This window comes from Algoriphagus formosus (assembly GCF_002807035.1).
Classification (GTDB): domain Bacteria; phylum Bacteroidota; class Bacteroidia; order Cytophagales; family Cyclobacteriaceae; genus Algoriphagus; species Algoriphagus formosus.
Genome location: NZ_NIUC01000002.1, coordinates 208,038 through 222,789, shown reverse-complemented (window position 1 = coordinate 222,789; position 14,752 = coordinate 208,038). Strand labels below are relative to the sequence as shown.

The 14,752-nt window shown below is 42.7% G+C and carries 14 protein-coding genes; 6 read left to right on the top strand and 8 right to left on the bottom strand.

Translation table 11 applies throughout. The features are described from left to right. Positions 1-128 precede the first annotated feature (128 nt). The gene (locus tag CDH51_RS07050) at positions 129-773 is read right to left on the bottom strand and encodes an O-methyltransferase (RefSeq protein WP_100628009.1); all 645 of its coding nucleotides are present in this window, start codon (positions 771-773) and stop codon (positions 129-131) included. Between the two features lie 2 nt (positions 774-775). Next, positions 776-2,002: a M16 family metallopeptidase gene (locus CDH51_RS07045; RefSeq protein WP_100628008.1), complete on the bottom strand. Its 1,227-nt coding sequence runs from the start codon at positions 2,000-2,002 to the stop codon at positions 776-778. A gap of 201 nt (positions 2,003-2,203) precedes the next feature. Here CDH51_RS07045 and CDH51_RS07040 point away from each other — a divergent pair, with 201 nt between their 5' ends. The 3 genes from CDH51_RS07040 (at position 2,204) to vapC (ending at position 4,173) form a co-directional block, all read left to right on the top strand. Then, positions 2,204-3,493, top strand: coding sequence for an aminopeptidase P family protein (locus CDH51_RS07040; RefSeq protein ID WP_100628007.1), 1,290 nt, complete (start codon positions 2,204-2,206; stop codon positions 3,491-3,493). Between the two features lie 72 nt (positions 3,494-3,565). Further along, on the top strand, positions 3,566-3,772 hold the full coding sequence (locus CDH51_RS07035; protein ID WP_232724772.1) for a type II toxin-antitoxin system VapB family antitoxin: 207 nt from the start codon (positions 3,566-3,568) through the stop codon (positions 3,770-3,772). Then, complete coding sequence (gene vapC, locus CDH51_RS07030) at positions 3,772-4,173, top strand: type II toxin-antitoxin system VapC family toxin (protein ID WP_100628006.1); 402 nt, start codon at positions 3,772-3,774, stop codon at positions 4,171-4,173. The genes CDH51_RS07035 and vapC overlap by 1 nt, the downstream gene beginning before the upstream one ends. A 3-nt stretch (positions 4,174-4,176) precedes the next feature. Here the strand turns inward: vapC and CDH51_RS07025 are convergent, their stop codons facing one another. Further along, on the bottom strand, positions 4,177-5,028 hold the full coding sequence (locus CDH51_RS07025; protein WP_100628005.1) for an endonuclease/exonuclease/phosphatase family protein: 852 nt from the start codon (positions 5,026-5,028) through the stop codon (positions 4,177-4,179). A 113-nt stretch (positions 5,029-5,141) separates the two neighbouring features. Between CDH51_RS07025 and CDH51_RS07020 the strand changes: the two genes are divergently transcribed. After that, on the top strand, positions 5,142-6,035 hold the full coding sequence (locus CDH51_RS07020; protein WP_100628004.1) for a flavin reductase family protein: 894 nt from the start codon (positions 5,142-5,144) through the stop codon (positions 6,033-6,035). A 40-nt stretch (positions 6,036-6,075) separates the two neighbouring features. Here the strand turns inward: CDH51_RS07020 and sppA are convergent, their stop codons facing one another. Continuing rightward, on the bottom strand, positions 6,076-7,842 hold the full coding sequence (gene sppA / locus CDH51_RS07015) for a signal peptide peptidase SppA (RefSeq protein ID WP_100628003.1): 1,767 nt from the start codon (positions 7,840-7,842) through the stop codon (positions 6,076-6,078). Between the two features lie 68 nt (positions 7,843-7,910). Here sppA and folK point away from each other — a divergent pair, with 68 nt between their 5' ends. Then, on the top strand, positions 7,911-8,396 hold the full coding sequence (gene folK, locus CDH51_RS07010) for a 2-amino-4-hydroxy-6-hydroxymethyldihydropteridine diphosphokinase (RefSeq protein ID WP_100628002.1): 486 nt from the start codon (positions 7,911-7,913) through the stop codon (positions 8,394-8,396). Between the two features lie 36 nt (positions 8,397-8,432). On the opposite strand, the gene fabD is transcribed toward folK, so the two are convergent. Then, positions 8,433-9,308, bottom strand: a complete 876-nt coding sequence (gene fabD, locus CDH51_RS07005; protein ID WP_100628001.1) for an ACP S-malonyltransferase — start codon at positions 9,306-9,308, stop codon at positions 8,433-8,435. 57 nt (positions 9,309-9,365) lie between these two features. Then, the gene (locus CDH51_RS07000) at positions 9,366-10,280 is read right to left on the bottom strand and encodes a LysR substrate-binding domain-containing protein (RefSeq protein WP_100628000.1); all 915 of its coding nucleotides are present in this window, start codon (positions 10,278-10,280) and stop codon (positions 9,366-9,368) included. Positions 10,281-10,366: 86 nt separating this feature from the next. Between CDH51_RS07000 and CDH51_RS06995 the strand changes: the two genes are divergently transcribed. Then, positions 10,367-11,329, top strand: a complete 963-nt coding sequence (locus CDH51_RS06995) for a sodium-dependent bicarbonate transport family permease (protein WP_100627999.1) — start codon at positions 10,367-10,369, stop codon at positions 11,327-11,329. Here CDH51_RS06995 and CDH51_RS06990 read toward each other — a convergent pair. Both CDH51_RS06990 and CDH51_RS06985 read right to left on the bottom strand, forming a co-directional pair. Further along, entirely contained in the window at positions 11,317-11,745 is a 429-nt protein-coding gene (locus tag CDH51_RS06990; RefSeq protein WP_100627998.1) for a thiol-disulfide oxidoreductase DCC family protein, read from the bottom strand. The genes CDH51_RS06995 and CDH51_RS06990 overlap by 13 nt on opposite strands. Next, positions 11,742-14,519 (bottom strand): T9SS type B sorting domain-containing protein, encoded by a 2,778-nt coding sequence (locus CDH51_RS06985; protein WP_100627997.1) that lies wholly within the window; start codon positions 14,517-14,519, stop codon positions 11,742-11,744. Before CDH51_RS06985 ends, CDH51_RS06990 begins: the two co-directional genes overlap by 4 nt. Between the last annotated feature and the right edge of the window lie 233 nt (positions 14,520-14,752).

Genomic DNA, 14,752 nt, shown 5'->3' with positions numbered 1-14,752 from the left:
TAAAATCAAGTATTTAGCGAATGAGGCATCCCGACTGCTCGGGACGGTGATTGAGCTAAATGCAGCAAAGCGGATTGATTTTGAAGCGGTTTGGACTCGTAATAAGAAGTCTAATGCATATTTCGGGTTTAAAGCTTTCTAGCTAACATCAATCCATCCCGAATGGGCAAAAGACTATTTTCCACTCGTGGGTCTTCTTGTACAAATCGGTTGAATTCCAGCAGGGCAGCTGTATCCTTATCGAGTTTTTTTCTGCCTTTGGGAAGGACTTTTCCCGACCAAAGTACATTGTCGGCGAGTATTACACCGCCTTTTGAAACCCGGTCTATCACGAGCTGGTAATAGGGAAGGTAATTCTCCTTGTCGGCATCTATAAATACAAAATCAAAATCACCTTCAATACTTGGAATTAAGTCAAGCGCATTCCCAAGTCGGTAGTCAATTTGAGCAATCAACCCACTTTCTTCAAAAAAGCCTCTGACCATTTTCTCCAACTCGTCATTGATATCCAAAGTAATGAGTTTACCTCCCTTCGATAGACCTCTTGCCATGCAAATAGCCGAATAACCGGTATAAGTACCGATTTCCAATATGGTTTTCGGTTGATGCATTTTGACCATCAACTCTAGAAATTTACCCTGAAGTTGACCTGAAAGCATCCGAGGCATAAGTACCTTGGCCTGCGTTTCTCGGGTGATTTTTTTCAAAAGCGCATCTTCTTCGCTTGTATGGGCTTCACAATATTCTAGGAGTTCCGGATCGATGAATTCCATGATCAATTGGGTAAATAAGTCAATGAGGTTAATTGTGCCGGGTCTAGGATTTCATTCGCGATTTCGAGTAAGTCTTCAGCTGTTGTTTTCTTGATTTGCTCAAAAATCTTATCCAAAGGATCAATTTTGCCATGGTCAATCAGGCTTTTCCCAAATACCAGCATGAGGGCAGCATAGTTTTCTTCCGCCATCGCCATCTGACCGATTGCTTGCTCCTTGGCCATATGCAGTTGTAGGCTGCCAAGTTTTTTTTCCCGAAGTCGCTTGAGTTCTTTCTGAACCAGCTTTTTGGCTTTGGGAAGGGTCTTTTCTTCCGTACCGAAAAAGATCCCAAAAAAGCCTACATCCGAGAAAGGCTGGAAAGTAGACTCTATGCTATAAACAAGCCCGTGCTTTTCGCGAAGCGCCATATTCAAGCGGCTATTCATGCTCGGTCCGCCGAGGATATTGTTTAAGAGGTAAAGTTTATACCTTCTTGGGTCATGCTGAGAATAGGCTGGTCTTCCGATTCCACAAAGAGACTGCGTGATATCCCGATTCAGTCTTTCTAGCTTGGGTTGGTATCCCTTGAAAGGGCTTCGTAGGTAGAGAGTTCGCTTGGCTGGAATTTCGGAAAGTGGGCCTTCAATGATCTTCAAAGCTTTGGCAAAGGAAATGTTTCCAACAATGGAAAAAACAAGTTGGGAGGTGTCAAGGCGACTCCCAATAAACTCAAAGAAATCCTGTTGGGTGAAATGTCCCACTGTCTCTTCTCTTCCAAGGATATTTCGACCTAGGGCATGATTATCAAAGACCAAAGCGTCGAGTTCGTCCTGAATAGAATCATCCGGTGAATCTCGGTACATGGCCATTTCTTCCAAGATTACCTGTCGCTCCTTCTCGATTTCTTTGGTTGGAAAAGTTGAATTGAAAGTGATATCAAAGAGCAGTTCGGCAGCTTTGGAATAATGATCCTTCAGGACCGATGCATAAAAGCAGATTTTTTCTTTGGTTGTGTAGGCATTGAGCTCTCCACCGAGGGATTCCAGGCGATTAAGGATGTGAAAGGTTTTTCGTCTTTTGGTACCCTTGAAAGCCATGTGCTCCCAGAAATGAGCCAATCCTTCCTGCTCCTTGGTCTCATCTCGGCTACCAATATTGAGTACAAATCCACAGTGGACCAAGCGCGTATGAGAGACTTCCTGATGAACGATCCGAATGCCGTTTGCAAGCTCTTTTATCTGATGCATAAATTATTTTGAAAACCAAAAACCAAGATTTCTAAACAAACTTGGATTCCTGAGAAGTTTGTTTCAATTTCAATTTCCGGTAACACAAAGAAAACAAATTTCTATCCCGGTCTTGTTTCAAATCAAATATAATTATCCCAGATTCTGCTTTACGGAGCTAATTCTGAAAATCCCTTTGATCAAAAAAATAAAAGATAGACAATGAAATACCAACCACTTTCCGCGGAGCTTTACATTCGAAATAGAGAAAAACTGGCTCAAAAACTAGCCAAAGATTCGGTCGCAATTTTCAATTCGAACGACATCATGCCAACCAACGCTGATGGCACGATGCGTTTTCGACAAAACAATGATCTTTTTTATCTCTGTGGCATAGATCAGGAAGAGACTATTCTCCTGATCGCACCTGACTGCCCTAATCCAGCTTGGAGAGAGGTACTTTTCCTGCGGGAGACAAATGAACATATCGCGGTTTGGGAAGGGCATAAATACACCAAAGAAGAAGCAGAAGCAGCTTCGGGAATTAAAAACATTCATTGGCTTTCAGATTTTGATCAAATCTTCAATTCAGTAATGGCGCTTTCCGAGCGCGTTTACCTGAATACAAATGAGCATCTCCGAGCGGGAGTGGTGGTAGAGACTCGAGATGCCCGATTTATCAAGTCGTGCAAGGAGCGATTTCCACTTCATGAGTATGAGCGACTGGCTCCGATTATGCATGAACTCCGTGGCGCCAAGGAGCAGGCTGAAATCGATCAACTCCAAATTGCCTGTGATATTACGGAGAAGGGATTTCGAAGAATTTTAAAATTCGTGAAGCCCGGAGTGACTGAGTTTGAGATTGAAGCGGAGTACTTGCATGAATTTGTGAGAAACCGAAGCAAGGGTTTTGCTTATGAGCCGATCATCGCCTCGGGTGCCAATGCCTGTGTCTTGCATTATATCGAGAATAGCCGCCCTTGCTATGACGGCGACTTATTGCTGATGGATGTGGGGGCGGAGTATGGTAACTACAACGCAGATATGACTCGGACTATTCCTGTAAATGGGAAATTTACAGAGCGTCAGAAAGCTGTTTATGATGCAGTCCTTCGTGTGCAGCGAGAGGCGATGAATATTCTGAGACCGGGGACTAACATTCAAGACTATCATAAAGAAGTAGGGCTCATCATGCAATCCGAATTGATCGGGCTTGGTCTAATCGATCAGACCGATGTGAAAAACCAAGATCCAAAATGGCCAGCATACAAAAAGTATTTTATGCATGGTACTTCCCATCATTTGGGTTTGGATGTGCATGATGTGGGGACTATGCATGGCCCGATTACACCGGGAATGGTATTTACGGTTGAGCCGGGAATCTACATTCCAGCAGAAAACCTTGGGGTGCGTTTGGAGAATAACATCGTCATCCAAGAAAATGGATACTTCGATTTGATGCGGAATATCCCGATTGAAGCGGAAGAAATTGAGAGTATTATGAATTCCTAATAGGTCTTAGAGTTTGAGATTTTAGTTTTTGCTCTTGGTTCTTTTTGTGTATATTTTGTTTGAAATATGTGTATGAAGACAGAGATGATACGAACAAATATTGAAATAGATGATAAATTAATTGAGGAAATTAAATTGCATTCAAAGTTGAAGACAAAAAAAAATATTGTTAATAAAGCTTTGAAATCCTATCTCAATGAGCTGAAAAGAAGAGAGTTAGCGTCTCTTGCAGGAAAAATTGCTTGGGAAGGTGACCTGGAATCAATGCGGGAAACCTGATGAATGGAGTATTAATTGATACAAGTGTTTGGATTTCCTTTTTCAGGGGTGGAAATGAATCAATCAGAGAGGAAATCAATCGACTCTTATTGGAAAATCAAGTATGCATTTGTCCGCCGATTTATCAGGAGATTCTCCAGGGGGTAAAAGATGAGTTCGAGTTTGATAGATTGAGGGACCTTTTAGACGCGCTGATATGGCTGGATATACCCTACAAGGACTTAGCCTTTCGAGCGGCAAATTTGTTTTTTTCTCTAAGAACCAAAGGGATTTCCATTAGAAAAAGCATGGATTGTCAAATCGCAGTTTTTGCTATACACTTTAAAGTCCCAATTTTTGAATTTGACCGTGATTTTGAATTGATTCAGCGAGGAACTGACTTAAAACTTTACAAGCCTTAAATTTTAAAATTGGGCCTCAACCATCACAGGAAAGTGATCAGACGGGTATTTTTTACCATAATTATCGGTTAGAATACCATGTCTGATTACTTGAACCTGACCTTTCACGAAAATATGGTCTATGATTCCGTTAGGCATTTTTTCCCAATCAAACCCGGTGAAAGTACCTGATGGTCCGTAGGAAGGTATTCTGGAAATTAAACGGGCATCCTTCCAGCCATCAGAGGAGGTAATGGTGGTGTAGGCAGCATTATCTGGTGTAACATTGAAATCACCCAATAAAACTACAGGAAGCTTTTCAGTATTAATTTCTTCAATTTTCTGAATAACTAATTTGCTGCTCTCTTCCCTTGCTTCCTGCCCGATATGGTCGTAGTGGATATTGAACACGTAAAACTCCTCTTTCTCAGCGCTTTTGAATTTCCCCCAGGAGCATATCCGATTAAGCGCGGCATCCCAACCCTTGCTTGGGACCTCCGGAGTAGGGGATAGCCAAAAAGTACCTTGTTTAAGTAATTCATATTGGGATCCATCATAAAGAATGGCGGTGTATTCTCCTTTTTGAGCGCCATCATCCCTGCCTACTCCCAAATAATCAAACCCAAGGGAGTTACTCAGCTGTTCGACTTGATGCTTTAGGCCTTCTTGCGTCCCTACGATTCCTATTTTATGAAATTGAATCAAAGAGGCTACATGGGGAGCTCGATCTTTCCAAAGATTACCAGTATCGCCAGGATTATCCCATCGGATGTTGAAGGTGGCTAGTTGGTGAGTTTGAGCCATGGAGAATGGCGCAAAACTGATTATGAAAAGTATAAGGAGGGAAAGGCTTTTGATAAGTGCGTGAGATTTCATTTTCAAATTCTGGGTTTAGTCCGATAAAATTGCCTTTTAATTTGAACAAAAGAAAAATCCTGAGGTAATTCATGCTGTTAAGAAAGAATGAATTTTTCCAATCAAACTGATTCATGAAGACTATTTACCCAAAAGACCTACCAGTTCCTGAATTTCATGCTTTGTTACAAGGCAGCGTGGCGCCACGACCCATTGCCTTTGCAAGTACCATTGACTCAGAGGGAAATGTTAACCTCAGTCCGTTCAGTTTCTTTAATCTATTCAGTACCAATCCCCCGATTTTGGTTTTTTCTCCTTCTCGGCGTGTGCGTGATAATACCACCAAGCATACCTTGGAAAATGTCCATGAGGTACCCGAAGTGGTGGTTCATGTGGTGCATTATGGTATGGTCGAGCAAATGTCTTTGGCGAGTACCGAGTACCCAAAAGGCGTGGATGAATTTGTGAAGGCAGGTTTTACGGCCGTGCCTTCTTCACAGGTCAAACCTCCCGGGATCAAAGAAGCTAGGGTTTCCATGGAGTGTAAAGTCAATGAGGTAAAATCACTAGGTGACACAGGAGGAGCGGGAAACCTAGTTATTTGTGAAGTGCTTTGCGTCCATGTAGACGAAGATATTTTGGATGAAAAGGGTATAATCGATCCCAATAAATTGGATTTGGTGGCTCGTCTTGGTGGGAATTGGTATTCACGAACCAACGGATCTTGTCTTTTCGAAATTCCAAAGCCACTAAGGACCCTAGGAATCGGAGTGGATCAAATTCCAGAGGAAATCCGAAACAGTGCTATTCTGACTGGGAATAATCTGGGAAGGTTGGGAAATGTAGAGAGTCTACCAAGTGAAGTAGAAATCGAAAAGTTTGGAGAAAAACCCGAAATACAAGAAATGCGGGTCCGTTTCCAAAATGATCCAGCGAGTTGGGCAGATCATTTACATCTGCTAGCCAAAGAGACTTTGGAAGAGGGAGATGTAGAGAAAGCCTGGTTGATTCTTCTGCAAAGGGCATGAAAAAAAGCCTCGGTTGAAAATTTCGACCGAGGCTTTTTCTTTATTTGATTTTGATCTCCTGAGGCATCCTTGCCTGAATTCCCTGATAGGTTTTTACTTTTTCTAGATTTTTGTAGAGACCGTAATATTCTCCAAGTTGAGCCTGAAGGATTCTAGCTTCTACATTGTCGGAGAAGTCTTCCATTAGTTTTTCAAACCAAGGCTTTTGCTGCGGATAATAAATCACCCGGTAATCATCTCCTGCCTCAATTCTCTTGGCTGCAAGGTCAATGGTGGTATCCAAACCACCCAAAACATCGACTAGGCCCCGTTCTTTAGCTTGATTTCCGGTCCAAACTCTTCCGGAGGCAACCTCTTTTACAGCCTCAGGACTCATGTTTCTACCCTCAGCTACACGGCTGATAAATTTTTCATAGCCATCTTCGATAGATTTTTGTACGATGGTTTTTTCCACTTCTGTTAGTGGTCGGGCTACATTCATAAAGTCCGAAAGCTCACCTGTGGTGACCACATCGGTCGTTACTCCCAGTTTATCATTAATCAATTCCTGTACATTGAACCATAAGCCGAAAATCCCAATTGAGCCTGTGATTGTATTAGGCTGAGCCACGATGGTATCTGCTGGGGCTGAGATATAATATCCGCCCGAGGCAGCTACTTCTCCCATGGATACATAGACTGGTTTTACCTTTTTGGCTTCACTCATTTCTCTCCAGATTACTTCTGATGCTAAAATCGATCCTCCCGGCGAATTAACCCGGAGAACAATCGCTTTGATATCATCGTCTTTTCTGGCTTTCCGAATCTCCTTGGCAAATTTATCAGAACTTATTACCCCATCCACACTGCCACTGACGATCTCTCCTTCAGCAAGGATTACAGCAATTCTATTTTTGGATGTGAGGTTTTTGGTTTTTGCCAACGAACCTAGGTCTGTGGCATTGATGGTGGGGATGTCGTCATCCTCATCCAATCCCAGTTTTTCTCTCAGGATAGCACGCACCTCATCCTCGTAGGTCAATCTGTTCAACAGATTGTATGTTACCGCGTCTTCTGCCTCCCTTACCAGCATTTGATCATTGATAGTGGCCATGCTGTCTAGGCTCAAACCTCGAGAGTCTGCCACGGCCTTGATCATTTCCTGATTAATGTCTTCTAAGAAATATTCTGTTTGAAGACGGTTTTCAGGGCTCATCTTCTCCAAGATGTATGGCTCGACGGCACTTTTGAATTCACCTACCCGAAATACTACTGGCTTGATTCCAACTTTTTCGAAGAAGCCCTTCAAAAAGATTACTTCTGAGGCGAGTCCATTGAAATCAATAGCCCCCATGGGATTGAGGTAAATTTCATCAGCAACAGAAGCCAAATAATACCCTCCTTCGCCATAAGCTTCGTCATAAGCGAGGATGAATTTTCCCGACTCTTTAAAGCTTTCTAGCTCTTCTCTCAGTTCGAGTAGATTAGCTTGTCCAGCTAGAATCAGTCCGGTATTGAGATAGATTCCTTTGATCTTCTCGTTGGTTTTTGCCTCTCGAATAGCTTTTTTGAGATTAATCATGCCTGCCTGCATACTTCCTCCAAAGGGGTTTCCGAATTGTCCAAAATTCAGATCATCCTCAGAGGTTCGCTCTACCAGCATTCGGCCGTTGAGATTGAGGTGTAGTACTGTATTATCATCCAGCGATACCTCTTTCTCTCCGGAAGCCGCAATAATGCCAATCAGACCAAAAAAGAGCAGGATACTCAAAATGGTGAAAACGAATAAGCCTACAATAACAGCAAGAACATTTCCTAAGAATTTCATAGTAGTTGTATTAGTTGGGGTAAAAATAGTTTATTTTAAGGGACTAATGAAAGTAAAATTCTAGGGGAATGGTTCAAGAGGTAGTTTTGATTTTGGGAGGGAACTTAGGCGATCGAGAGCAGCTGATTCGAGAGGCTAAACAAATGCTTGTTTCAAAAGCGCTGATTAAAGGGGAATCATCCATTTTTTCTACGGAAGCATGGGGTGGAAAGGCTGAAGGTGAATTTTTGAATCAAGTGCTCTTGGTAAGTACAGAGGAGGTACCACTTAAATTTCTAAGCTTTTTGCAGACCATTGAGCGGGATTTGGGTAGGGAGCGCGAAGTCACATGGGGAGATCGAACCATGGACATTGATATTTTGTATTGGGAAGATCAGGAGATTCAGGTGCCAAACCTTATCATTCCACACCCACACCTTCATAAGCGTCGTTTTGTTTTAGCACCACTTGCCGAGTTACTTCCTGATTGGGTTCACCCCAAGCTTAATAAAAATTCTTTGGGGCTTCTCGAAGCCTGTGAGGATGAATCAAAAGTAAAAAAATGGAAAAAATAGGCTGCCTTCTGAAAAAGACAGCCTAGCTTTTTAAGATCAAAGCCCAGAAACCTGCGCTTCCGGATGGATTTTTTTGACTAAACCCTGAAGTACCTTTCCGGGGCCGCATTCGGTAAATTGGGTAGCTCCATCCTTCACCATATTCTGGACAGATTGAGTCCATTTTACCGGTGCAGTGAGCTGGGCGATAAGATTTTCCTTGATTTCGTTTACATCCGTGACAGCCGTAGTGCTTACATTTTGGTAAACTGGACAAGAGCCAACAGAGAATTGTGTCATTTCGATGGCTTTTTGAAGTTTTTCTCGTGCTGGCTCCATCAGTGGAGAGTGAAAAGCTCCTCCTACCGGAAGGGGCAACGCCCTTTTTGCACCTGCTTCTTTCATTTTTTCACAAGCAATTTCAATTCCTCTATTGCTTCCTGAGATCACCAATTGACCCGGGCAATTGTAATTCGCCGGCACTACGATTTCTTCTGAGATACTGGCACAAATTTCCTCAACTTTTTCATCTGCCAATCCTAAGATAGCAGCCATCGTGGATGGATTAATCTCGCAAGCTTCCTGCATAGCCAAAGCCCGCTGATGTACCAAGCGTAGCCCATCTTCGAAGGCCAAGACTCCATTAGCCACCAATGCAGAAAACTCTCCCAAAGAATGCCCAGCTACCATATCAGGCTTGAAATCAGGAGTGCATTTTGCCAAGATTACAGAATGCAAAAAAATCGCAGGCTGTGTGACCTGAGTTTGCTTAAGTTCCTCAGCGGAACCTTCAAACATGATGTCTGTGATTCGAAATCCAAGTATTTCATTAGCCTTTTCGAAAAGCTCTTTGGCAAGAGAATTAGTCTCATACAGCTCTTTTCCCATTCCCGGGAATTGGGCTCCTTGCCCAGGAAAAACAAATGCGTTCATGTATTTTAGGTTGGTTTGTGCGCAAATATAGGGCTTTTACACAAGCCTTTACCTTTCTTATGGATTGAGGAGCTTTCCAAAAACTTCCTGATTGTTTTCGGTCAGCCAGCGAATAAAAGCCATCACCGCAGGTTGATGCCTTTTTTGCTTTAACCATACGAGCCTCCAATGCGCCTTGATGGGCAATCCTTTGAATTCAAGGAGTTTGATTCTGCCATCAGCCACTTCACTTCGCATAGAGTACAGTGATAAAACACTCACTCCAAGTCCTGCCATCACGGCCTGTTTGACAGCTTCATTGGTGGATAATTCCATACGGCTTTTGATAGCAATATCCCGATCTTCAAAAAATCGCTCCATGATGACCCGGGTTCCAGATCCTTTTTCCCTTAAAATAAACGGAATCTCTCCCCATTTGTCTTGATCTATTAGCTTCTGGAATTTTTCTGAATGCTCGGGAGAACATGCTAAATACCATTTATTCTCAGCTAAAGTCACTGAATCCAAGTCCAAGTCCTCAGGAGAAATCGAAAGAAAAGCCAAATCGGTGCTGTTTTCTTCCAAATGAGCCAAGACCTTGTAGCGATTGGAAACTTCAAGGCTGATTTCTACATGAGGATGCAACTTCATAAACTCCGAAATCAAATAGGGAATGATATATTTGCCTGTAGAGACTGCTGATATGCGGATTTTACCGGCCAGGAGTCCTTTTAGCTCTTTCATCCGTTGCTCGATTTGATTCATTTCGCTGAATATGCGCTCTGACATTTCAACGAGTTCAAGACCAAACTCCGTGATGTGGACCTTTTTACCGATCACTTCGGTAAGCGGGACATCAAACTGATCCTGAAGGTTTTTCAACTGAACGGATACCGCGGGCTGAGTCATATCCAAAGACTTAGCGGCTTTGGTAATGCTTTCATACTTAGCCACTGCCTGCAGGGCTTTGAGATGGTTGAAGTTTAGATTCATAATATTTTATAATACATCCTACTAATACGATAAAAAAAAATTATGTTTTTGTTTTTTTTAAATTTTTTACCGCAAATCTTTGTCGCATGAATTTTGAAATCCTGATAAACAATCTCACCAACCCAAGTTTGCTGTTTTTCGTCTTGGGGATTCTAGCGGTAAGATTTAAATCTGATCTGGAGATACCACCTACCTCAGCCAAGTTTATTGCACTTTATCTAATGCTTTCCATTGGGTTCAAGGGTGGTCAGGAGCTTTCCCACAGTGAATTTGATTTATACATTGTTTGGGCTTTGGTTTTCGGGTTGGTATTGTCGGCAGCGGTACCTATTTATACCTTCTTTATCCTGCGTACCAAATTGAATACTGCCAATTCAGCGGCTATATCGGCAGCGTATGGATCGATTTCAGCAGTTACTTTTGTAGCAGCAGCTTCCTTTTTGGATGCCCAAGGGGTCACCTTTGGAGGGCATATGGTTGCAGTGATGGCTTTGATGGAGGCTCCTGCTATCATTTCAGGAGTGGTTTTGCTCAGAAAATATTCGACTAAGAAAAAATCTAAAGGTAGTCTCAGTAAAATCATCACACATGCCTTTACAAATGGATCAGTATTACTGATTTTGGGGAGTTTGGTGATAGGTCTGATCGCTGACGAAAAGCAGGCGGAAGGAATCAAGCCTTTTGTCACGGATATTTTCAAAGGCTTTCTGGCAGTCTTCCTTTTGGATATGGGGATCAGTAGTGGCCGGAAGTTGAAGTCTTTTTTCAAAAATGGGTACTTCTCTACAGTTTTCGCCATATTAGTTCCACTGGTGAATGGTTGTATCGTGGCGGTGTTGAGTTATTGGATTGCACCGGCAGCAGGCGATCGATTTATCTTTTCGATTTTGGCAGCCAGTGCATCTTACATCGCAGTGCCGGCGGCCATGAAGCTAGCCAATCCCGAAGCGGATGAAGGTCTTTACATTCCCATGGCTTTGGCGATTACCTTCCCTTTCAATATCACCTTGGGGATGCCGATTTATTGGATGATTATTCAGTCTTTTTGAGAAAAATTTTCAGGGGAAAGAAATTTAGACTTTTCCTCGGGGGTCGGGATTCGGCAAGTTTCTTTTTTTCCAAACCAACGATAGCGATTCCTTCCAATCCAATCATAAATCGGATCCCGAAGCCATGCGGGTAGAATGATGAAGGCGTAAAAAAATGGCCAAAAGCCAGAAAGCTTTCTGGAAATCATTAATGCCGCCGTGCTTCTGTAGTAAATATTGTCGCCCTCAAGGAGTACCAATGAATCAAGGTAATCCTCTTTGACATCGTAGTAACTTAGGATTTTCTTAGAAAAATCATCCTGAAGCGCTCCTACCAAAAATTGGTTGTTTTTATCCCTTTTGATGATAAAATCGATGGATCTATTGCAAAGATTGCAGACTCCATCGAAGAAGATTATTGATTTTTGGCGATTCATCGAAGAATCTGAATGGTGCCTTTGAGTTCCTGCTCGCGCTGGCTTGGATCTAAGACATCGAAGAATACTTTTCCTGAATAGAAATAAGTACCTGCGGCCAATTCATTACCGTTTTGGTCTCGACCATCCCAACGAATAAATATGTCATTCTCGGCAGATTCCAGGCTATTGTAGCGGAATACTTCAGCTCCCCATCTATTGACAATAAATATTTCTACGCCCGTCACGAATCTAGGACATTGAGAGAATGGGTTGTCGAAGGCGATAAATGTGTCATTTAGACCATCACCATTCGGAGTAAAGGCATTTGGTAACTCGTAATTAGGACAGTTGTCCACACAGACGACGTTACTCGGCTCACTTTCATTCCCCGATCTGTCGACAGCTGTGATGTAGTAACAGCCTCTGTAGGTTGGAAGGTTGTTGATTCTTGTAGCCAATTCTAGCGAACTCAATTCAGCCACCAATTCAAACTGACCTTCTTCTCCGTCTGGGGTGAAATAAAGTCTATATCCAGCTAGTTCGTCATCACAATCGCCTGAGAAATCAGGTTCCCAACTCAAATCATGAACAAACGTATTGGTGTTGCAAGGCTGTTCTGCTAAATAAGCGGAGCATTCAGGACCTTCGAAAGTAAGGACTGGAGGACAGGGGAGTCTATTGTCATCAGGTTTGGCACAGACGATTTGAGATTTGTTTTCCAATGGATAAACAAGCCCTTCCACATTGTAAGCACCTTTGGTGACGATATAGTAACAATATTCGATATCCCTGACTAATGGAATACCGTTGAAGCTGCCATCGTCCAGGAAGACAAAACCGCTTTGGGTGACATCCACTTCAGCAATGAGCTCAAAAGTATCTTCATCCTGAGCATCCGCATCCGTTCTGTTTCGGTAAACCTCGTGCCTAAATTCCGAGATGGAATTATTCCAAGCCACATCGAATGTCCAATTTAGCTCGATAGCTTGATTAATTATACTTGGTTCTAAACGAACCGAGGAAGCAGTCGAGGATGTATCTATTTTGGTACCGTTGTCTAGAAGAATGACCTTGTAGTTGTATACCAGGTTTTCTGTATTTAGTCCTGTGTCTGTAAATAAGGTATCACTTGTCGTCCCTAGGCTTACACGATTGCTGGTCCCTGTAAATCCATCCTGCCTGATGAGCTCATAGGTATAAGGTCCAGGGAATTGTGTTTGATCAATATCATAGGGGGGAGTCCATTTCACAAAGATTTCCCCATTTTCAGCATCTGTTTCCTCCACGCTTACATTCGTGATGATCGGTACATCTACGTCGATCGTAATACAGATTTCTTCAGAAACGATACTTTCACCAAGTCTTGGTTCTGGAAAAGCTGCCACCAATCGGTAGCAATAAGTATTTCCAGGAGCTAAACCTGCACCACCATTCAAATCTGTGAAATTGAAAGTCTCCATATCCGTGGTTCCAATTAGCTCAAAACCAGGACGGATTCCTGTCTCGCAACTGTCCGGAACATAAGGGTCGGAGTTGATTCTTCGCCAAACCTGCATTTCGGAAGCCGAATTTGCACAGACATAAGGATCCCATGTCAGATCCACAGTTCTGCCTTGCTGCTGCTCCAAATCATCCCAGACGGGTGGTGGACCAATCACCTTGATTCGCCAAGTCTTCACATCCACTAGAGAAGGTCCCGAACGGGGTTGATCCGTAATTCTTACTCGTACATCATATTCCCGTGCACGCACATGGTTGCAGACTGTCTGCCAATTGAAATCGATCACGGCAGGGGAAGACTGAAATGCCTCTTCTGGACTATAGCTGGCAGGAGAAGTAGTAATTTCCATGGGTTCGCCGAAGACTTCAATTTTCACCGGATCGCCATCAGGATCTTGACCTTGAATAATTTCTTCAATCAGTGTTCCAGCTTCCACGCAAAGATCAGGCGGTAGAATCAGCTCGGGGCGTCGATTATTGGAGTTTTCAATGATGATTTGCATATCCCGAACCACATAGCCAATCTGAGTCCATACGCCATCGAGTTTTCGATATTCTTTGATTCGGAAAGCAACATTAAACTGTCCCGCTGTACCAGGTGCATCCCAGATTAAGTCACCAAAAACTTCATCTATTCCAAAAAGTGCCGGAGTCGCTCCTGATTCCTGATTGGTAGAAAACTCAGCGACATTTGGGTCACGGTAGTTATTTACCGGTCTTTGGAAAGCTTGCTTTGGGATATCCAATTCATAAGCCAAGCTGTCTCCGTCCGGATCATAAGCCCCTGGATTATGAATAAAACGAACGTTTACTGCTCCATTGTCAACAGGAGGAATTGTAAGAACTGGGGAATTATTCACCCCGATAAATGGATCAATGGTAATTTGAGTCTCAACATAGAAAGGTGTGTCCACCGAGTTGTCCATGTTAAGCGTGAGATCATTTCTGTTAAATTCTTGAAATCGGATATTGTAAGTTCCAGGTCCTTGGAAAGTGTGCGTGATGACAAAGGTATTTTTCTCCACTTGTGGCGCAACCAATTCGACAAGGGAAAAATCACTTTCTGTATTGAGTTGTTCTTCTCGACCATCCCCAAAGTTGATCACACCAGGACCAAATACAACATTAGACCGGGTATCCGTGTATCCAACAACAGTAATTCTGTACGTTAGAGTTTGGACGGAGATCCGTTCAGCGATGATTTCACCTGCCCGAATGTGAGTGGCCCAGGCTTGGGAAACGCTCAAAAGCAGAAAGCAAAAAAATAGTGATAAGAAATGATTGAGCTTCATATTTTTCAAGTTCTCTATTGTTGATCAAAACACCTTTTGCAAGGCAAAGGTTACCAAGCAATATGGTTTGTATATAAACTCTCTACGAAATAAACGGAAGAAAGTAGAAATTCCTTTCAATATCAAACAATAAAATCAAACAGTAGGTTGTTTTGATGTGATTTTATGGGTAAAAGACTCTAAAATCGCACAAATTATTTAGAACCTTTTAAAATAAGATTGGGCTTGACGAA

What these genes read in the sequence shown, in the direction of transcription:
- CDH51_RS07050 (WP_100628009.1), bottom strand. Translation starts at nt 773, where the DNA reads ATGGAATTCATCGATCCGGAACTCCTAGAATATTGTGAAGCCCATACA.
- CDH51_RS07045 (WP_100628008.1), bottom strand. Translation starts at nt 2,002, where the DNA reads ATGCATCAGATAAAAGAGCTTGCAAACGGCATTCGGATCGTTCATCAG.
- CDH51_RS07040 (WP_100628007.1), top strand. Translation starts at nt 2,204, where the DNA reads ATGAAATACCAACCACTTTCCGCGGAGCTTTACATTCGAAATAGAGAA.
- CDH51_RS07035 (WP_232724772.1), top strand. Translation starts at nt 3,566, where the DNA reads ATGAAGACAGAGATGATACGAACAAATATTGAAATAGATGATAAATTA.
- vapC (WP_100628006.1), top strand. Translation starts at nt 3,772, where the DNA reads ATGAATGGAGTATTAATTGATACAAGTGTTTGGATTTCCTTTTTCAGG.
- CDH51_RS07025 (WP_100628005.1), bottom strand. Translation starts at nt 5,028, where the DNA reads ATGAAATCTCACGCACTTATCAAAAGCCTTTCCCTCCTTATACTTTTC.
- CDH51_RS07020 (WP_100628004.1), top strand. Translation starts at nt 5,142, where the DNA reads ATGAAGACTATTTACCCAAAAGACCTACCAGTTCCTGAATTTCATGCT.
- sppA (WP_100628003.1), bottom strand. Translation starts at nt 7,842, where the DNA reads ATGAAATTCTTAGGAAATGTTCTTGCTGTTATTGTAGGCTTATTCGTT.
- folK (WP_100628002.1), top strand. Translation starts at nt 7,911, where the DNA reads ATGGTTCAAGAGGTAGTTTTGATTTTGGGAGGGAACTTAGGCGATCGA.
- fabD (WP_100628001.1), bottom strand. Translation starts at nt 9,308, where the DNA reads ATGAACGCATTTGTTTTTCCTGGGCAAGGAGCCCAATTCCCGGGAATG.
- CDH51_RS07000 (WP_100628000.1), bottom strand. Translation starts at nt 10,280, where the DNA reads ATGAATCTAAACTTCAACCATCTCAAAGCCCTGCAGGCAGTGGCTAAG.
- CDH51_RS06995 (WP_100627999.1), top strand. Translation starts at nt 10,367, where the DNA reads ATGAATTTTGAAATCCTGATAAACAATCTCACCAACCCAAGTTTGCTG.
- CDH51_RS06990 (WP_100627998.1), bottom strand. Translation starts at nt 11,745, where the DNA reads ATGAATCGCCAAAAATCAATAATCTTCTTCGATGGAGTCTGCAATCTT.
- CDH51_RS06985 (WP_100627997.1), bottom strand. Translation starts at nt 14,519, where the DNA reads ATGAAGCTCAATCATTTCTTATCACTATTTTTTTGCTTTCTGCTTTTG.